General features: G+C 58.9%; 20 protein-coding genes. 5 read left to right on the top strand and 15 right to left on the bottom strand.

What is annotated here, in order from left to right; translation table 11 throughout:
- Positions 1-105: 105 nt before the first annotated feature.
- The 3 genes from ACWF8S_RS07620 to rpoE all read right to left on the bottom strand — a co-directional run bounded on the left by ACWF8S_RS07620 (position 106) and on the right by rpoE (position 2,760).
- Entirely contained in the window at positions 106-1,080 is a 975-nt protein-coding gene (locus ACWF8S_RS07620) for a MucB/RseB C-terminal domain-containing protein (RefSeq protein ID WP_447556254.1), read from the bottom strand.
- A gap of 62 nt (positions 1,081-1,142) precedes the next feature.
- Entirely contained in the window at positions 1,143-1,898 is a 756-nt protein-coding gene (locus tag ACWF8S_RS07615) for a sigma-E factor negative regulatory protein (RefSeq protein WP_447556253.1), read from the bottom strand.
- Between the two features lie 262 nt (positions 1,899-2,160).
- Entirely contained in the window at positions 2,161-2,760 is a 600-nt protein-coding gene (rpoE, locus tag ACWF8S_RS07610) for an RNA polymerase sigma factor RpoE (protein ID WP_447556252.1), read from the bottom strand.
- 362 nt (positions 2,761-3,122) lie between these two features.
- Here rpoE and ACWF8S_RS07605 point away from each other — a divergent pair, with 362 nt between their 5' ends.
- Entirely contained in the window at positions 3,123-4,190 is a 1,068-nt protein-coding gene (locus tag ACWF8S_RS07605) for a 3-deoxy-7-phosphoheptulonate synthase (protein ID WP_447556251.1), read from the top strand.
- Between the two features lie 89 nt (positions 4,191-4,279).
- On the opposite strand, the gene dinG is transcribed toward ACWF8S_RS07605, so the two are convergent.
- A complete protein-coding gene (dinG, locus tag ACWF8S_RS07600; protein WP_447556250.1) occupies positions 4,280-6,406 on the bottom strand; it encodes an ATP-dependent DNA helicase DinG in 2,127 nt (708 codons plus the stop codon).
- Positions 6,407-6,411: 5 nt separating this feature from the next.
- Positions 6,412-7,686, bottom strand: a complete 1,275-nt coding sequence (gene rhlB, locus ACWF8S_RS07595; protein WP_447556249.1) for an ATP-dependent RNA helicase RhlB — start codon at positions 7,684-7,686, stop codon at positions 6,412-6,414.
- A 146-nt stretch (positions 7,687-7,832) separates the two neighbouring features.
- On the opposite strand from rhlB, the gene ACWF8S_RS07590 reads away from it, so the two are divergent.
- Both ACWF8S_RS07590 and xthA read left to right on the top strand, forming a co-directional pair.
- Positions 7,833-8,081: a hypothetical protein gene (locus tag ACWF8S_RS07590; protein WP_447556248.1), complete on the top strand. Its 249-nt coding sequence runs from the start codon at positions 7,833-7,835 to the stop codon at positions 8,079-8,081.
- Complete coding sequence (xthA, locus tag ACWF8S_RS07585; protein WP_447556247.1) at positions 8,081-8,914, top strand: exodeoxyribonuclease III; 834 nt, start codon at positions 8,081-8,083, stop codon at positions 8,912-8,914. The genes ACWF8S_RS07590 and xthA overlap by 1 nt, the downstream gene beginning before the upstream one ends.
- On the opposite strand, the gene ACWF8S_RS07580 is transcribed toward xthA, so the two are convergent.
- The 9 genes from ACWF8S_RS07580 to ACWF8S_RS07540 all read right to left on the bottom strand — a co-directional run bounded on the left by ACWF8S_RS07580 (position 8,911) and on the right by ACWF8S_RS07540 (position 16,970).
- Positions 8,911-9,987, bottom strand: a complete 1,077-nt coding sequence (locus ACWF8S_RS07580; protein WP_447556246.1) for a hypothetical protein — start codon at positions 9,985-9,987, stop codon at positions 8,911-8,913. The two genes, xthA and ACWF8S_RS07580, sit on opposite strands and share 4 nt — an antisense overlap.
- 3 nt (positions 9,988-9,990) lie before the next feature.
- A complete protein-coding gene (locus tag ACWF8S_RS07575; RefSeq protein WP_447556245.1) occupies positions 9,991-10,764 on the bottom strand; it encodes a TonB family protein in 774 nt (257 codons plus the stop codon).
- The gene (locus tag ACWF8S_RS07570) at positions 10,761-11,168 is read right to left on the bottom strand and encodes an ExbD/TolR family protein (protein ID WP_447556244.1); all 408 of its coding nucleotides are present in this window, start codon (positions 11,166-11,168) and stop codon (positions 10,761-10,763) included. Before ACWF8S_RS07570 ends, ACWF8S_RS07575 begins: the two co-directional genes overlap by 4 nt.
- Positions 11,161-11,703: a MotA/TolQ/ExbB proton channel family protein gene (locus tag ACWF8S_RS07565; protein ID WP_447556243.1), complete on the bottom strand. Its 543-nt coding sequence runs from the start codon at positions 11,701-11,703 to the stop codon at positions 11,161-11,163. Before ACWF8S_RS07565 ends, ACWF8S_RS07570 begins: the two co-directional genes overlap by 8 nt.
- A complete protein-coding gene (locus ACWF8S_RS07560) occupies positions 11,704-13,065 on the bottom strand; it encodes a MotA/TolQ/ExbB proton channel family protein (RefSeq protein WP_447556242.1) in 1,362 nt (453 codons plus the stop codon). It abuts the gene before it with no gap.
- On the bottom strand, positions 13,062-13,832 hold the full coding sequence (locus ACWF8S_RS07555; RefSeq protein ID WP_447556241.1) for a DUF3450 domain-containing protein: 771 nt from the start codon (positions 13,830-13,832) through the stop codon (positions 13,062-13,064). Before ACWF8S_RS07555 ends, ACWF8S_RS07560 begins: the two co-directional genes overlap by 4 nt.
- A gap of 345 nt (positions 13,833-14,177) precedes the next feature.
- Positions 14,178-15,047 carry an OmpA family protein gene (locus ACWF8S_RS07550; RefSeq protein ID WP_447556240.1) on the bottom strand — a complete coding sequence of 290 codons (870 nt, stop codon included), beginning with the start codon at positions 15,045-15,047 and terminating at the stop codon, positions 14,178-14,180.
- Positions 15,048-15,345: 298 nt separating this feature from the next.
- Positions 15,346-15,813, bottom strand: a complete 468-nt coding sequence (locus ACWF8S_RS07545; RefSeq protein ID WP_447556239.1) for a DUF2489 domain-containing protein — start codon at positions 15,811-15,813, stop codon at positions 15,346-15,348.
- A 143-nt stretch (positions 15,814-15,956) separates the two neighbouring features.
- Positions 15,957-16,970 (bottom strand): COX15/CtaA family protein, encoded by a 1,014-nt coding sequence (locus ACWF8S_RS07540; RefSeq protein ID WP_447556238.1) that lies wholly within the window; start codon positions 16,968-16,970, stop codon positions 15,957-15,959.
- A gap of 362 nt (positions 16,971-17,332) precedes the next feature.
- Between ACWF8S_RS07540 and ACWF8S_RS07535 the strand changes: the two genes are divergently transcribed.
- Both ACWF8S_RS07535 and ACWF8S_RS07530 read left to right on the top strand, forming a co-directional pair.
- The gene (locus tag ACWF8S_RS07535; protein WP_447556237.1) at positions 17,333-17,542 is read left to right on the top strand and encodes a hypothetical protein; all 210 of its coding nucleotides are present in this window, start codon (positions 17,333-17,335) and stop codon (positions 17,540-17,542) included.
- A gap of 11 nt (positions 17,543-17,553) precedes the next feature.
- Entirely contained in the window at positions 17,554-17,883 is a 330-nt protein-coding gene (locus ACWF8S_RS07530) for a DUF6482 family protein (RefSeq protein WP_447556236.1), read from the top strand.
- Between the two features lie 14 nt (positions 17,884-17,897).
- Here the strand turns inward: ACWF8S_RS07530 and ACWF8S_RS07525 are convergent, their stop codons facing one another.
- On the bottom strand, positions 17,898-18,524 hold the full coding sequence (locus tag ACWF8S_RS07525) for a TetR family transcriptional regulator C-terminal domain-containing protein (protein ID WP_447556235.1): 627 nt from the start codon (positions 18,522-18,524) through the stop codon (positions 17,898-17,900).
- Positions 18,525-18,601: the final 77 nt, after the last annotated feature.

Raw genomic sequence — 18,601 nt, 5'->3', positions numbered from 1 at the left:
AGCATGTTAATGACCCATATCCGGGAAAAGTGTTCCATTCGCCAGCGAACTAATTTTTACTAGGAATGAGAACTTGCTGCTTGAGCCAGAGCCAACCTCCATTTATCAGGAGGCAGGCGCCGAATCAAAATCTATGGACTGAATGATGCGCCGCACTTGAGCTGAGGGCAGCTCGCCAACCCCGACCAGTTGCCAGCGCTGATCATCGAACTCGACAAGCTCGATGGCCACTGTCGAAACACCAAGGGTGTAGACGCCGGCTTCAAGCGTCTGTTCGTCCACTGGCGTAGCGAATACGCTGATCGTGGCTAGACCATCACTGTAAAAACGCTGGGCAAGAGGGTTGGCGGTCGTGATCTCGGCAGGCTGGGACACGAAACCTTCGGGTAGCCAGCCTACCTGCCAGACCGTCTCTTGGGTGGCCAGCTCGCTTTCATCCACGAAGGGCCCATCATAACGTTCGGGTGACTGCAGCTGGGTCATCTGGAAGGTTTCGATCACCCGACCCTGGGTGTCTTTAAGCTCGTGCTTGAGCAACAAGCCGGTGTCTTCATCCACCCACCAGGTATGCGTGTAGCGTTCTTCATCCCGGGGGGTAAATCGCAGGCGTGAAGCAACCCTTCCTGCCACCCTTTCTTCGTTTTCGAGCGTCACATCGTAGTAAGCCTCGACGTGATCTGCCCAGGCCTGGGGAGTGAACTGAGTATTGGCACCCGTCTGAGCAGGCAGCACCCAGGAAATTCTTCCCGCCTGGGAGCGACGCTCTACGCTTATGGAAGGGCCATCCAGATGTTGAACCACCTGCTGGCGAACACCTTCTTGAACACGGTGAGAAAGTGCCAGTGTGCGCACGCCAAGGCTATCGATCGAAACAGCACGCGCCTGATATTCGTAGCAGTGGCTTGCCAGCATGCTGCGAACAAGCCACTCGTCGATACTTTCAGGTGAATCGGTCAACTGCGAGCTGGTGCACAGCTGATCGACGTTTACCGTAGAGGCACTATCTTCGGCAAGTGTCATCAATGGCAGCATCGATAGTGTCGCGATGCCGGAATTGACTATCAATTTACGTGCCCACAAACCTTTTTCGCCTCTCACGTCGATTCTCGCCTATTGAAACATTGCGGGTCCATCACGTCTGCCTACCGCTGGCCAAGTGGCTCGACAACGGACGATGAACGCATCAGCGGCATCCAACTGTCTCCGCTGCCCGCCGCCGCTCCTTGAGCGTGCTGCTCCAGGTAGGACTGCAGCAGGCGAATCTGGTCGGTGTCGATGGAACTGCTGGGTGCCGAAAAGGTCTGCGCGGCCGTGGAAACGCTCGGTGCAGGGCTACCGGCGCCAGCTTCACTCACGTTCATGAAGCCGCTACGTCCGGACTGGCCGTTCATCCGAAACGCCGTGGGTTCGAACATGGGCATATCCGCTGCCGTCATCGCGTTGCCGGCACTGGTGGCTGCCAAATTGACCGGCTGCACCTGGGCACCGCTGTTGGGTGAGGTAGAGGCTAGGTCATTCGAGCCCGCCCCTTGAATCGAAGAGACGTTATCGCTGTTGAAAAACTGTACACCGGTGATCACCATCAATGAAACGGCGGCGGCCACGCCCGCTCCCCGGACAAAGGAAACGCGTCCGGTCTTGCTGGTCACATCGCTTTTGGATTCTTCGAGTACCGGTGCAGGCTCCTTTTCGAGGCGCGCCAGAATTCCAACGGAAAGATCCATGCTGACATCTACCGAGCGCTCGCGCTGCATCATGCTGCGCGCCAGATGATAACGCCGCCAGGTATCGGCTGCATCGACTTCGTCAGATAACGATTTTAACACTCGGCGTAGCTCAAGCTCGTCACTCTCACCATCCATTAACGCCGAAAGTGATTCCCGTGTGTTTAAACTCATACTTCACACCCTCACGCTGTGTTTAGAAAACGTCGCAACCAGAATTTCGATGATGGGCTGCGAACGCTTCCACAGGCCAAGACTTAGGTCTCATGCGCTCCGCCTAGCGGCTTCCCGTAACGGGCAAACCAACGGTGCAGCGCGCAATACGTAACTTTTAAAGCTAGTCAATCTGGTCAAGCTCTATGACGCGTTTACCCACTGACAGTTCACAAAAAAATCAAAATGCCAGCGATTTCTTTTACGCCTGACCGCCGGCTTTCTAGTCCTCGCGGCTATTGCGCGCGGTACTGACCAGCGGGCGAATATGTTCATCTACCGCCTCCCGCGCTCTGAAGATGCGCGAGCGTACCGTACCTACCGGGCACTGCATTACCTGGGCAATATCCTCATAGGCCAGGCCATCGAGCTCGCGAAGAGTAATGGCAGTGCGCAGGTCATCGGGAAGTTTCTCGATGGCCTCGAAGACCGCCGCTTCCAGCTGGTCCCGGGCGATCGCCGCTTCCGGGGATTCACTGTCTGCCAGACGCCCGCTCTGATCGAGAATCTCGGCATCCACGATATCCAGATCGCTGCCCGGTGGGCGTCTGCCCCGCGACACCAGATGGTTTTTCGCGGTGTTGATAGCGATGCGGTACATCCATGTATAGAACGCACTTTCCGAGCGAAACTTGCCAAGCGCCCGGTAGGCCTTGATGAAGGCTTCCTGCGCTACATCCTGAACCTCTGAGTGATCATGTACATAGCGGCCAATCAGGCCGATGATTTTATGCTGATACTTCTTGACCAGCAGATCAAAAGCGCGTGGATCGCCTTTCTGGGCACGTTCAACAAGCTGTTGGTCTGTTTCACGAGTGCCCATTCACACGCCCCTCCAACTCGAACGACCCGTCTCGAGCCCTAATTCGTCTTGCCCGCCTGAACGGGGTTTAACAGCATGCAGCATAGCGTCCCTTGGGCAATAATTAATCAAAACAGTGGTTAACAAGGAAGGTGACAAGCTGGCTCGCCTCGCCTTTCGTAGATAAATGCTCAAACAATCACTTTAACTATGCGTAGTGTTGCGCGTTATGCCTAGCGCATCAAGCATCTTGCCGCACGGGTTGAAACCCAAAGGCTGACACTAGCTCGCTTGCCCGGGTTCCGTAACAATTGATTTTTGCGCCCCTAACGCGCCATAGTAGTGTCCACTTCATACCCATAGCCCTACGCACAGGTAGTACCATGTCAGATCAAGAGGTTAGCAATCTTAACGTCCTGGCCCAGGATGTTCTTACCACACCGGATTCCTTGAAAACCGCTGTTCCGCTTACCCAGAAGGCGGAAAAAACCGTCATCGAAGGCCGCCGGGTCATTCAGGACATTCTGGATGGCAACGATCCTCGCCTGCTGATGGTAGTGGGTCCTTGCTCCATCCACGATGTCGAGGGCGCCCTGGACTACGCCCGTAAGCTGCGCCAGCTGGCCGACGAGGTCAGTGATTCGCTGTATATCGTGATGCGTGTCTACTTCGAGAAACCGCGCACCACGGTGGGCTGGAAAGGACTCATCAATGACCCCTACCTGAACGGCTCCTTTGAAATCGACGAAGGGCTCCATATCGCCCGTAAACTCCTGGTCGAGCTTGCCGAGCTTGGTCTGCCACTGGCAACCGAGGCACTGGATCCGATTTCGCCCCAGTACCTGCAGGACTGCATCAGCTGGTCGGCGATCGGCGCACGCACCACCGAATCGCAGACTCACCGGGAAATGGCCTCGGGTCTGTCTTGTCCCGTGGGCTTCAAGAACGGCACCGACGGGAGCCTTGACGTCGCCATCAACGCGCTCGAGTCCGTGGCCAACCCGCATAATTTCCTGGGCATCAACCAGGGCGGCCAGGTGGCGATCATCCGCACCCGGGGTAATGCCTATGGCCACGTCGTACTGCGCGGCGGTAACGGCAAGCCCAACTATGACAGTGTCAGCGTCACCCTTGCCGAAAAAGAGCTTGCCAAGGCGAAGCTCTCGGCCAACATCATGATCGACTGCTCCCACGCCAACTCCAACAAGGATGCCGCTCTTCAGCCGCTGGTGCTGGAAAACGTCACCAATCAGATTCTCGAGGGCAATAAATCGATTATCGGCTTGATGGTCGAGTCCAATATCGGCTGGGGCAACCAGAAACTCACCGACGACGTGAGCGCGCTTCAATACGGCGTATCGATCACCGACGCCTGCATCGACTGGGATACTACTGTCGAGGCCTTCAAGAAAATGAACGAGAAGCTCGCCCCGGTACTGGCCAAGCGCTAAGAAACGCCCCACGGCCTGGCCGCGGGGCTTGTCCTTGTGAGGGGCTTGTCCTTGTGACTAACCTGCCCTTGTCATCACCTGCCCTTCAACTAGCTTATCTCGCGCCGGAAAGGCGGCAGCGCGTCCAGCAGCGCCTGACCGTAGCGGCGGGTGATCACCCGCTTGTCCAGCAAGGTGATCACCCCCTCGTCGCTCTCTTTACGAATCAGGCGCCCGCAAGCCTGGACCAGCTTGATGGAGGCATCGGGTACGCTGATACGCATGAAGGGATTGCCTCCCTGGCTTTCGATCCACTCGGCCAGGGTCGCGCCCACCGGGTCATCCGGCACGGCAAAGGGCAAACGGGTAATCACCACGTGGGTCAGATAGCGCCCCGGCAGATCGATCCCTTCGGCGAAACTTGCCAGACCAAAAATGATGCTCCCTTCGCGCCTGTCCACCGCCGCCCGGTGACGCTCGATCAATTCGCGCTTGGGCAGCGCATCTTGAGCGAGCACCCGCTCCTTGGTAACAGCGGGCAGCGCTTTCTCCACGGCCCGAAGCTGGGCACGGGAGGAGAACAGTACCAGCACCGCCTCTTTCTCCCCGAGCGTTCTGACAAACTCGACGATGGCGCGCTCATGGCCTTCCCGATCGCTTGGATCGGTGGCCTCGGGCGGCACTCTGAGCACGGCATTGGCGTAGTCAAAGGGACTGGGCAGGGCCTGATAACGATAGCGATTGGCAAGCCCGGCGCGCTCCTGCAGTCGCTCGAAGCGCCCCAGGGCGGTCAGGGTGGCCGAGGTCACCACGGCGCCATGACAGCGCCCCCACAGATGCTTGGCAAGGGTATGCGCCGCCGATACCGGACTTGCCGAGAACTCGATCTCCGCCTCGCCCGCCACCCGGCTCAGCGTGATCCAGCGCGCGCTGGGGGGTACGTTCGGTGCGTCCTGCTCGCTCATGCTCTGCCAAAGCGCATGGGCCTCCAGGCTGCGTCCGTGCAAGAGCGCCATCAAGGGTAGCCAGCTCTCCGCCTGCTCACGCTCGAGCCCGGTTTGCTTATCCGGGTCCAGGGTCTCGCGCAAGATGTCACTGATACTCTCGAGCGTTCGCGATAGTGTGGCAAAAAGCGTCAAGAGCTGGCCCGCCTGCTCCTTGAGCGCCTCGGGTACCTGCCCTTTTTCGAAACGGAACTGGTGGCTGGACTCTTCATCGGCCAAGCCGCGATCACGCCCGGCCAGTTGATGTCCCAGACTGAACACATCGCCAAGGGTTGGCTCCAGACCATGCAACAGCTCGGGAAGGCCCGCCAACAGCCTGGCAATGGTGGGCTGGCCGCCCAGCCCCGTATTCAAATCGCTCAGACTGGATTTAAGAGTCTTGAGCCAGCGCAGGCAACCATGAACCGCAAACCGATGGGCGAAATGCGAAAGCGCCTTGTCAGGCAGATGGTGGCCTTCGTCAAAGACGAAGATGCAGTCTGCCGGGTCCGGCAGGATTGCCCCACCGCCCAGCGCCAGATCCGCCAGCACCAGATCGTGATTGGCCACGATGACATCGGCGTTTTCAAGTTCCCGCCGGGAGCGGAAAAAGGCGCAGGCACCGAAGTGACCGCAGCGCCGTCCGGTGCATTGACGGTGATCCACGGTCAGCCGCCGCCAGTGGGAGTCTTCGATGGAAGCCGGCCAGTTATCCCGGTCGCCTTCCCACTTGCCGCTACCGTAGGCTTCGGCCATATCGGTGGCCAGCACCGTGAATTCACTGCTCTGGTCACCCAGCGACTGCTCGAAGAGCGATAGCGTCGGGTTGGGTTCAACGCCCTCAAGGGCTTGATCAAGGCGCGCCACGCACAGATAACGCCCCCGCCCCTTGGCAAGGGCGTACTTGAACGCTATACCGCTGTGGCTTGCCAGGGCGGGCAGGTCCTGGTTGAGCACCTGCTCCTGAAGCGCGACCGTTGCAGTCGAGACGATCAGGCGCTTGCCCTTGGCTTTTGCCACGGGCAGCGCCGAGATCAGATAGGCCAACGTCTTCCCTGTGCCGGTCCCGGCCTCCAGCACGCAGACATGGCAGTCGCTTACGCGCTTACCCTCGTCATCGACCTCGATATCGCCAAGGGTGCGGGCAATCTCGGCAATCATCAGCCGCTGTCCGTAGCGAGGCGTCAGTTCCAGGTTTTCGACAACCTTGCGGTACGCCTCCTGAATACTCGCCTTGAGTTCGTTATCCAGCATTGCTGTTACAGCATGCCTTCAGGCGGATGCTCGCAGGGAAGCTTGTCGTTGATGTAGCGCTCGATTTCCGGCAGCGAAAACGCATCTTCCTCGCCCACGAAGCTGATCGATACTCCCTTCGCACCGGCGCGGCCAGTACGGCCGATTCGATGGACGTAGTCTTCCGGATCTTCGGGCAAGGTATAGTTGATCACATGACTCACATCTTCGATGTGAATGCCACGCCCGGCCACATCGGTGGCTACCAGCACCTGGATATTGCCTTCGCGGAAATCCTCCAGGGTCTTGATGCGCTGAGCCTGGGGCACATCGCCGGAAAGCATCGCGACGCTGACCCCCGCCTTTCTGAGTGCGGTGTCCAGCTTGCGTACCAGATCGCGACGGTTGCCGAACACCATGACCCGTTCGAAGCTCTCCTGCTCAAGGAGCTTCACCAGCAGGCGCTGCTTGTCGTCGTCTGACACGAGGTAGACACGTTGATCGATATCCGCCTGGTTCTCGACGGTGACCTCGATCTCCACATGGGCGGGGGTTTCCGTCCACTGGCTGGCAAGGCTCAGGATATCGTCGGTGAAGGTGGCCGAGAAAAGGAACGTCTGACGCTGCTCCTTTTTTGGCGTGTAGCGAATGATACGCTTCACATCGGGGATGAACCCCATGGAGAGCATCCGGTCGGCTTCATCGAGCACCAGCACCTCGACCTCGGCAAGATCGATATCGCGCTTTTGATGGAAGTCCAGCAGACGGCCCGGGGTGGCCACAAGAATGTCGATCTTCTTGGTGAGGCTCTCGCGCTGCTTTTGATACTCCATGCCGCCTACCACACTTGCCACGTTGAGCTGCGTGAAGCGGGCAAGCGCCTTGGCATCTTTCTCGATCTGCAGGGCTAGTTCGCGCGTCGGGGCGATAATCAGCGCCCTGGGCGCACCGGGCTTCTGGCCCTCGGGCACCGGCTCTTCAAGAAAGTAGGCCAGGGTCGACATCAAAAATGCCGCAGTCTTGCCGGTTCCGGTCTGCGCCTTGCCGACGATATCGCCACCCAGAAGCGTCTGGCGTAGCGCCTCGGCCTGGATCGGGGTGCAGTATTCAAACCCTTGGGCGTGAATGGCGCGCATCAGCGGCAGCGGTAAATCAAAGTCATGAAAGCGCCACTTGCCGGCCACGGCAGGCACCTGAAACTGGCGAAGGTCCCAGCCGGATTGACGGCGACGCGGTTTACGGCGACGGCGTTTAGGCTTGCGGTTCTGGGCCGATGCTGTGGTCTGTTCCGACTCGCTCATAGGCTTTGTATCTGTCCATTACGGTGGATGTTAGGCATCAAGACGCGCGTAGTGTACCACAGGGCTTGGCAATAAGAGCGCGCCTTGGTGTGTGCGGTGCACGTCGGCCTGTTAGAATGACGACCAAATTGACGAAGGAGCGCGATATGACGCGTAAGAAAAAAACCCGCTCGCTGGCGGACAAGGTCACCATTCGTACCGGCCGGCGCAAGGATTACAAGAAGTGGCGCAAGGAGAACCCCGATCAGGTCGCACCCTCGCGCCGGTTTGTAGCCAAGAAACAGCAGCAGCGCAAGCTTCAGGCGGTGCGCAAGCTCGCTCGCCAGCAAACTGGTCAATCCATCGACATCCATCCCGACAGAAAGGACGAGCCCTCGCCGGGAGATCACTCCTGATGCGCCTGGTTTCTTTCAACATCAACGGCATTCGGGCGCGCCTTCCTCAACTGCAGGCGCTTATCGACACCCTCGCGCCGGATATTATAGGTCTTCAGGAAACCAAAGTGCAGGATAGCGAATTCCCATTGGATGAGGTCAAGGCGATGGGCTATCACGTTTACCACTTCGGGCAGAAAGGCCACTATGGGGTAGCAATGCTGTGCCGTCAAAAGCCTCACGCGGTGCACTATGGCTTTCCCGATGATGACGAGAACGCCCAGCGCCGCATGATTGGCGTAACGCTTGCAGGCGAGGACAGCGAGCCGGTAACGGTTTACAACGGCTACTTTCCCCAAGGCGAAAACGTCTCGCATCCGGTGAAATTTCCTCACAAGGAGCGCTTCTACCAGCAGCTGGCCAACCTGCTTCAACAGCATCACCGCCCGGATGAGCGCCTGGCCGTGATGGGAGACTTCAACATCTCCCCGGAAGATCAGGATATCGGCATTGGCGAGCCAAACCGTAAACGCTGGCTGCGCGAGGGGAAAACCAGTTTTCAGCCGGTGGAACGCGAGTGGCTCGAGGGCATCAAGGCCTGGGGCCTTGAAGATAGCTACCGGGTCTGCCACCCCAGCGATAATGAGCACTTCAGTTGGTTCGACTACCGCTCCAAGGGCTTTGACCGCGAGCCCAAGCGTGGGCTTCGAATCGACTACATCCTGGTTACCAAACCACTGGCCGAAAACGTCACCGGCGCCGGCATCGATTACGACCTACGCGCCATGGAGCGCCCATCGGATCACGCACCGACCTGGAGCGATTTCTCACTGACACTCGCCGAACAAGGCTAGCGTAGACTGGCAAGCCAGGCGCCGGCTTCCTCGTCACCCAACGCCTGGGCCTCTTCCCAGGCGCGCTCGGCCCGGCCCACCTTGCCCCAGGCGTAGGCCAGTTGGCCATAGCGACGCCAGTCGTCGCCTTGCTGGCTCGCCTCGGCCAGTGCCTGCCAGGCATCCAGCGCTTTTTGGCTGTCTTTCGCCTGGTACCATGCCCTTGCCAGACGGCGCAGCGTAGGCTCATCACGGGTCAGGCGCTCTGCCGCTATCGCCTGCTCCAGATGCTCGGCCGCCCGGGCAGGTGTGCCGCCAGCCAGGTGCAGCTCGATAAGCGTATCGAAATCCTCATCGCTTCCAAGCTTGCCAAGCTGCCAGGCCATCTCCCAAAGCCCGGCGGCCATGCCTGTCTGCCCTGCCTGCTGGGCAAGACCTGCGGCCTGGCGCCACTCGTCGGCACTGCTCTGGTCGCTTAGCCCATCCAAGAGCCAGCCAAGAGCCTGTTCAGTCTGGTTGGCGCGGCGCAGCACGTTCAGGGTCAGCGCCTGCTGCGTCTCGCTCAGCGAACCTGCCTGTTCCAGAAGTGGCGTCAAGCGCTCGGCCGCGGCCTCCCACTGCTGCTCACCGGCAAGCATACGTACCAGTTGCCAGCTCATTTCACTGTCGCTGTCACTCGACAGCCACTGCTCATATAAAGTGATGGCGTCAGCACGCTGGCCGGCGGCGCGCCTGAGCGAAGCCTCCTCCCGCAGCCACCGGCTTGATTGCTCGGTGCTTACACTACTGCGCGCACGAGCGCGAGCCAGCTGATCCGCCGCGGCTTCAAAATCCCCCTCGCGGGATAGCGCGCCCGCCGCCAGCTGATAGTAAAGCGCGCTCGCCCACTGATCCGAACGATTGCCACCTTGCAACCGCTCGGCCTGGCGCGTGGCGCGGGTGGCGATGCTTTCAAGTGCTTCGCTTTGCTCACCGGCGTTTGAAAGCGCGCTTTGCAGCGAATTCAGGTCCTGAATGATGTCACCGGGCAACGGCTCGCTCGCTTGAGCGATAGCGGCCCACCCGCTGAACATCAAAAGCGCTATACGTTTCATTGGCTACCTCAGCTGGAACTCGATTCGCTGCGTAGCGCGACGCAGCTGCTGGCCCGGTTCAAACTGCCAGCGTGCTATGGCCTCGCGTGCAGCATCTTCGAAAACTCGCCGAGGCTGCGCGTTGGTGACCTCGATAGTGCTGGCGTCCACGCTGCCGTCACGGCGAACAACAAAGGCAACCTCGACAAAGCCCTCCATACTCCGCCGCTGGGCGCGAGATGGATACACCGGGTTTGTTCGATTGGTCGGAGTTAGCTGCCCTACGTTCACAGGCTCGCTGGAAACCGGCGCACTGGCTTGCGGAGCAGGCGTACTTGGCGCCGATGAAGGAGCGGTTTGGGACACCTGAGACGTGGGTGCGGGCGCAGGCTCGGGCGCTGGCGTGGGTTCGGGCGCTGGCGTCGACTCGGGCGCTGGCGTCGGCTCGGGTACAGGCTCCGGCGCTACCTCGGTCAGTTCCGGCAGTTCGCTATCGAGCTCGACAGGTTCCATTGGCTCATCGGGCAGCTCGACATCGGACAGTGCGATGGCACTGTCCGACACTGCAGCCGGCTCCGGCATCGGCGGCGGCTGAGCAACGGTGGGCGGCGCAACCTCGGCCTGGGCCGGCGCCTCCTGCACCGGCGCAATCTCCGGCGCCTCTACCATGGTCATGTTCATGGTCATGTCCGGCTCCTCCGGCGGACGCTCGGGCGGGGTAACCAGAATCGCAAGACACCAGAAAAGCCCGACCGCCAGCGCCGCGCCTGCCAGAAGCGAAAGCAGACGACGAATCATTGCGCACTCCGACTCGCGGCCACCGCCACTTGTTCGATGCCCGCCTGCTGCAGCCGGTCCATGACCTCGATCAAGAGCCCGGTGGTGGAGTCGCGATCAGCCTGAATGACCACCGAGCCGTCGGCGCTAAGTAGCCCGGATACTTCCTGGCCTACACGATGGATATCCACCGGGCTGCCATCGACCCAGACAGCTCCCTCAGGTGTAATCGCCAACAGCACCTGAGCATCCGCGCGCGAACTTGCCGCACTGGACTCGGGACGGTCGATCTCGATGCCGCTTTCATTGATGAAGCTGGTGGTGACGATAAAGAAAATCAGCATGATGAATACAACATCGAGCATCGGAGTCAGATTGACTTCGCTGCTGTCTGCTGTGGCATCTGTCGAACGGCGTCTACGCATCGTTACTCTCCAAGGCCCGCGCCAGGCGGTCGTGAAGACGCTGGTCTTCGCGACGAATCACGTGCTCCAGGCGACTGATAAATAAAAGCCCCACCACGGCAATGGCCATGCCGGTCAGGGTAGGCAGTGTGGCCCGGGCCACGCCGTCGGCCATGGCGCGAGCCTGGTGGGTATCGCTGTATGAAAGACTGTCAAATACCGCAATCATGCCGGTCACGGTTCCCAGCAGGCCCAGCAGCGGACACAGCGCCACCAGAAGTTTCAGCCAGGGCAACGGCCTGCGAAGCTTACCCACCAGCGCCTCGGACCAGACTTGGCGCAGCGTTCGCGCGCTCCAGCTGCGGTGATCCTGCCGCTGACTCCAGTGCTTGACCAGCCGGCGCCGGGCGATACGCCAGGTGACCCGGTAGTACCAGAAACGCTCGATCGCCATGGCAAACACCAGCACGGCGACAACGGCGAGCACCACCAGCACGACCCCACCGGCTTCGATCAGTCGCTCGACGGGCTCAAGCCAAAGAGGAAGTGTCGGCATCTAGTTCACCACCTGGCCGTGGCTTGCCGACTGCGCCTCCAGATGGTTGGCCAGGGTGGCACTTGCTTCACCCTCGATCACCTGCGTCAGGTAACGGCTGCGGCTGGCCAGTGCCGTCTGTGCAAACAGCAGCGGTACGGCGGTCACCAGACCCAGCACCGTGGTGACCAGCGCCTGGCTGATACCGCCGGCCATCAACTGCGGATCGCCGGTGCCGAACACGGTAATGGCCTGGAAGGTCACGATCATGCCGGTCACGGTGCCTAGAAGCCCCAGAAGCGGGGCGATGGCCGCCAGCAGCTTGACCATCGGCTGGCCCCGTTCGATACGCGGAAGCTCCGCCAGTACCGCCTCGTCCAGGCGCGCCTCCAGCGCCTCGGCGCTCTGGTGCTTGTCCATATCCTTGAAACGATGCAGGACGCGCCCCAAGGGGTTGTTGTCCTTGAGCGCATCCAGTGAACGGCGCTGGCGTTTGACGCGCGCGCTGACCACCCAAAGATAAAGGTACTGAGCGAGGGCGACCAGCAGACCGATTACACCCAGTACCACGACGACATAGCCTACGTAGCCCCCCTGCTGAAAACGCTCCCAGAGGCTGGGGCGCTGGATCAGTGCGGCCAGTACGCTTCCCCGGGAAGGGTCGATTGCAAACTGACGGCTTTCGCCGCGGTGATACTCACCCAGTGTCGATTGAATTTCTGACGGCGTGCGCGGCAACTCGGACACCGTGCCGTTCTCGGCGCTCATGCGCAAGAGCGCCGTGTCAGTAAAGGCGGCAAAATCCCCTAGCCGTACCACGTCACGGTTTTCGATATCGCCGTGCTCGTTGGCGACCGGCAGGGTCAGTCTTTCGGCGCGACCGGTTTGCGCACTCAGTGCGGCCAGGCTATCGACCACGCTTTCCAGCTGGGCGCGCTCAAGTACTTCCACTCTGTCCAGGCGTGGCGGAAGGGGCGTATCGCCAAGGGTAAGCCAGCTCTGCTCGCCCAGCGCGTTGCGTACCTCATCGCTTTGACGCTCAAGACTCGCCAGTAGCGCAGCAAGTTCTTCGCCCTGCTCTCCTTGACGACTGGCCAACTCGGCTGCCTGAAGCGTCTGCTCTTCTTGCTGCGCCTGAAGTGCATCGCGCTGTTCCCGGGCTTCGGCGTTGGCGGCCCTGGCGTCTTCAAGCGCTTCTTCCAGCACCTCCTGATCGTTCAAGAAACTTTCCAGACGCGCCTCGTCACGCGCCTGCGCTGCCTGGCGTGCCTCGCTCAAGGAGGTGACATCGTTACTTTGTGCAAGAACGGGCGCTGTCCACAGGCAGCTTATCAAAGCAAGCGCACTCCATTGAAACCGGCGCTTTTTGTGAAATGCGTTCATGACTGGCCTTCCTGCTCGGCGGTGATCGATAGCGGTAGGTAGAGTAGCTCCGGGGTGCGCTGCTCCTCGGCGATACGCAGCCCATTACGTACCTCCCTGCGCTCGCGTTCATTCAGCGCTTGCCACTGGTTACTTTCGGCGTCCCATACCGCGCCTTCGCGACCGTCCGGAGTCAGATAATAAAATCCGATTCGCCCTACGCGCAGATACTCCACCTCACGCGGCGAGCCTTCACTTTGCTCCAGGCGGCCCCGCCAATGATCAATCGTGCGACCGTACTCGAGCTCGGCACGCCAGGTTTCCAGAAGCTGTTCAATGCGCGGTGTACTGCCCTCCCCCTGAGGACTCTGCACTCTTGCCAGACGCTCCCCGCGCAGGAAGGGAAGATCGTTTTCAATGAAGGCAATCAGTTGCTCGGTCATGTCCTGCTCGATGACGGGTAGTGCCGCGCGGGTTTCGCTCACGGTATCCAGGGCGCTGTCTAGACGCTGCTGACGCTCGGCTTCGGTTGCAAGCCTTGCACTGGCCGCAGCATTCGATGCCTGCAGCGTACGAGTCTCACGCTCGAGCGCTCTCAACTCTTCAAGGGCACTACGGGTTTGCTCATCGGCAGCATCGATCTGTTGCTGAATGGCCGATTGTGTCTGCTGGGCCTCTACACCTTGAGCCGCCTGATCCATGGTTTCATCACTTGCTGCAGCGTGGGCGCTTGCCAGCACGCAGATGCACCAGCATCCTGGCAAGCTAAAGAAGGGCCTTTTCAGCACGTTAAGTCTCCGTTACTGGTGAGCGGCAGCTTTCGCTGCGATATTTGATCCACGTTAGATATAAGAACCATTTGCGTTTACCGGTCGCTTGACTAGCCTAACATCAATAAAATAAATGACAATATTTATCATTAACATTCAATGAGCTGAACGAATTGGCAGCCCTCATAGGTCCCGGTAACAGTATCAACAAGAAAAAATCGGAAGGCTGCGCTTTAATGAGCGCTACAAACAGCAAAGCGCCGGCACAAGGCCAGCGCTTTATTTAAGCTAAACAAGCCACCGGCTGGTTTAGCGCTTGGCAAGTGCGCCGCCTATGCGGGCACCTGCCAAGTTACGAGTAGCTTAGTTCCACTCGTCCAGCTCAACGCGACGGTTCTGCGCGCGGCCTTCGTCTGTTTCGTTGGTAGCGACCGGACGGTCTTCACCGTAACCGATAGAGCGCATGTCGTTGGACGGTACGCCACGCTGGGACAGATAGCGTGCAACCGATTCTGCGCGGCGCTGGGACAGGTCACGGTTGTACTCTGCAGAACCTACAGAGTCAGTGTGGCCTTCGATGCTTACGCGAACATCGGGGTTGTTGACCAGACGCTGAGCAACACCGTTGAGCACCTGTTCTGCACCAGGCGTCAGCTGAGCGGAGTCAAACTCGAAGTTAACGTTCTGGAGAACCACGCTTTCCGGGCAACCCAGAGCGTTCACTTCTACACCAGCCGGGGTGTTCGGGCACTGATCGCGGTAGTCCGGAACGCCGTCATTGTCAGAATCGAGCGGGCAACCTACTGCGTCGACTTCAACGCCAGCCGGAGTGCCCGGGCACTGGTCACGGTAGTCCGGAACGCCGTCGTTGTCGGAGTCCAGCGGGCAGCCCTGGGCGTCGACTGCAACACCAGCAGGTACTTCACCGTAGGTCGGGCACTGAGGTGCTACCGGCTGCGGCGTACGATCGGCACACAGAAGGCCGCCAATGGCTGCACCCGCTGCTGCGCCAGTGGCGGCACCGCTTTCTTCATCGGAGCTGCTGCTTGTAGCATAGCCGATGCCGCCGCCGATCAGGCCACCAGCCAGACCACAGATTGCCGGATGCTGGTACCAGCTACGATCGCTGCTTGCGCTTGCCTGGCCAGACGATTGTGAAGCAGAGCTAGCACAGCCGGAAAGGCCTACTACCAAAGCCGAACCGATGAGCAAGCCTGTCGTTGATTTTTTCATGCAAGACTCCTTCTTGATCCAATGCTAACGAGGTCGTTTAACCACGTTTATCCAATGCTTCTTATTTAACGAGAGCATCCGTTTTTTCGTTTGACCGGTGTCGAATGGGCCAAGAGCTCTTCTAACCCGGTCGGTTTGCCTGTCATCCCCTGCCCTGGAGGCAAGCTAGACGGCATCAATGCCCAGATATCAACATTTTGCCAATATCGGCATATCCAGCATAGCAAAACTCTTGTAACCGACGCCAAGAAAAGTACGCTAACTTCGCCCACACGTCTATACGGGAGTTTTCGCTCTATCAATGCAGTGCCGAGCCGCCCTGGGCTCGCCACTCGAGTACGGCTTGAGCGGCGCTCAATACCGCCGGACGCATCTCGTTCTCGACGGCCATACGTTCCTTATCTTCCTGCATACGCTCGCGCGGCGTCAGCTGCTTTCGGGCGGAGTGCGTCTTGAGATGACGTGTGCGGCTGTAAACTTCGGCGAATGCCTGAAACTCTTCCCGCTCAGTCAGGCTGGGGTCGACGATTTCAAGCAACACCTTGCAACGCCAGCAGCCTTCGGTGATATCGACCTGCTCTTGAACCAGGGCACTTGCGACGTAGTCAAGGTTTTCAAGACTGTTCTGTTGCGCCCGCTGATCCTCTTCCAGCCGAAACGCTTCACGCCGCTTCACCTCTTTACGCAGTGTCAGAGCATAGCCACCCAGGCCAACCATGATAATGACGGCCACCAGCAGTAATACTAGCGCTAATATGGAATTCATGTAGCTCCTTTATAAGCGTGTGCAAACTCGGGCCCTTGCTGCCCCTTCAAGCCCTGCCCAGCTTAAACCAATAGCTTAACCAGAATTGTACACTCTATATAGCGGGTTTAACCAATTTTATCGAATTACCTCGCTCGATATGGTTAAGCACCGACGCCGGATACATGGTCGCCATTGCCAGATTGGCGCCAACACCACCAGGCCCAGCAGATGCTGGCTGAAAGCAGAACCGCGCCTGCGGTATGCATGAGAGCAAGCCACAAAGGCAGCCACATCAAAACGTTGGCAGCACCCAGCGCCGCCTGAAGGCCATAAGCGCCAAGCGCCAGGACGAGCGCACCTTTCAATGAAGGAACATGTCTGTAGCGCCACCAAAGAGCCAACAGGGAGAGTCCCAGAAGCAGTGCACCGAGCCGATGAATGACTTGAATAGCGGTGCGAGCCTTGGCGTGCAGTTGTCCGTGGAGATAGTTGGGTCCCACCGTCTGGGTGAGATGCAGCGCCTCGCTGAAGTCCATGGGCGGCCACCACTGATCATTGCAGGTAGGAATTCCCTGGCAAGCCAACCCGGCGTAGTTACTGGTTACCCACCCACCGAACGCCAGCTGCAGTACCAGGAGCGCGCCAACCGCCCCCCACAACATGTTCAACGGGCGACGTCCCAAAGGCCTTTTCTGTACACGACGGCGAACACGCAAGTGCAACCATAAAAAGAGCATCAATACGCCAATGCCGCCCAACAGGTGCAGCGTGACCACCTGGGGCCAAAGCTTGAGTGTAACGGTAAATGCCCCAAAGGCCCCCTGAATCGCGATGACTATCAACAGCCCAACGCTCAATCGCCAGGGGTAGCCTTCAAGATGACGAAGCTTACGGCCAAACAGCACGATACTCACCACTACGGCGCCCAGGAGAGTGGCCATATAGCGATGAACCATCTCCATCCACGCCTTGGCAGGCTCCAGGGGGGCATCGGGATGTATGAGTGCGGCGTGTTCGCTGTCAGGCACCAGCAAACGTCCATAGCAGCCCGGCCAGTCCGGACAACCAAGCCCGGCGTCTACCAGGCGTGTCCAGGCGCCCAATAAAATGACGCAGGTCGTTAAGAGAGTGCCTATCAATGTGAGATAACCAAGCCATCGCAACCGTTTATCCATGGCGTCTTCCATACTGTTTCCTTACCTACGGCCAATGATTCGTCGTTGAAGTCACGCGTGCGACGTCACGCCAATTAAGCGTCATCCGTTCTGATCTGCCACCTCGACAGTTTCCGAGCATGGCATACGGCCTCGCCCCAGGCTGATGATACGCTAGTGCACCGGCGTCTTCCCTGCGCTATAGGGTCGCGCTCGATCATTGGCTTCAGAACGGGGCCGCCCGGCAACTCGGCCCAGCGTGTAATTTGCGTTTTGCTCAACGTAGGTATCCGCTATAGTGCAAAGGAGCAGGATAACATTCCTGTTTTGCTTTCAAGCGCTGTGAGCTTTCGAAAAATATAACGTGGTCGAGGGAGTGTTCAATGTTTCAACGCCGTACCTTACTACCTGCTTCGCTAAGCGCGGCCCTGTTGCTGGGGCTTGCCGGCTGTACCACCTACACCTGGCCGGATGGCTCACAAGAAACCGTGATTGGCGTGGTGCCTGAAGACGAGAACCAGCGCTATGAAGAACAACGCGCCGATGGTGCACGTTATCGCGTTCCCGGCGTTGGCACCGAGCCACCTCAGTAGGTGCCCTGGACATGTCAGTAGATACAATTACCCTAAAGACCCTTTCTTCTGAAAAGACACCTTTCAATAACTACCGCATTGAAATTCACGCGCTGGATGCCAGCTGGTACGTGGTGCGTCTGCATCACGCTCTAGGCGTAAAGGAGCTGGTGGAAGAAAATGGCGACATCCAACGCTTCGCCGGTACTCAGTGGATCAGCCGAGTGCTTCGCCCTCTGGGTTTTGAACAGGCCGTATTGACTCACTCCGATGTACACGATGAGATGATCGGCGCCCCGACTCAAACCGTCTCGCCTGAAGAGCGCCTGGCTTTCGGCACACGAGTCGCGCTGCAGACATGATGAAGACCCACGCGTCAGGCGATTCCGCACCCTTTCAGGATCACCTGCTCGAGAAAGCCGGTCACACCGGCAATATCCTCGTCGCTCAAGCGCTCACGCCCCAGGATAGCGTTTACCTGAGCGCTATACTCGGTGTAATGCTGTGTGGATGACCAGATCAAGAAGATCAGAAACCAAGGGTCCACGTCATCCATCTTTCCCTGAGCAGCCCACTGACGGATGACAACCGCCCGGCTGGCAACCCATTCACGGAGTTCGCCTTCGAGATAGTCGTTCAGAAAAGGTGCCCCGGCGAGAATTTCCGCTGCAAACAATCTAGACCCTTCGGGATAACGCTGACCAAGCATCATCTTGGTGCGGATAAAATTACTGAGCACCTCCCGAGGATCGCTTTGCGGGGTAATATCTTCCAGTACTGCATTCCAGCGCATCATCATCTTGTTCAGAAGCTTTAGATAAAGTGCCTCTTTGCTGCCCATGTAGTACAAGACATTGGCCTTGGGCAAGCCCGCACGGTCGGCAATCGCTTGAAGGCTGGTACCACGGTAGCCATGCTGGGCAAACTCGTGTTCAGCCGCGTTCAAGATGGTTTGTTCAACGCCTTCCCGTCCGCCTTTATCCTTGATAACTTGCTGCCTCATTTTTTCGCATTCCCTTGTACCTTTACCGGCTACATTCACCGACTAAATTCACCGAACACATTACCAAGATGCACTCT

The organism is Vreelandella xerophytica (assembly GCF_968048975.1).
The sequence above is the reverse complement of the archived record's forward strand: the minus strand, read 5'-3'. Positions and strand labels throughout refer to the sequence as shown.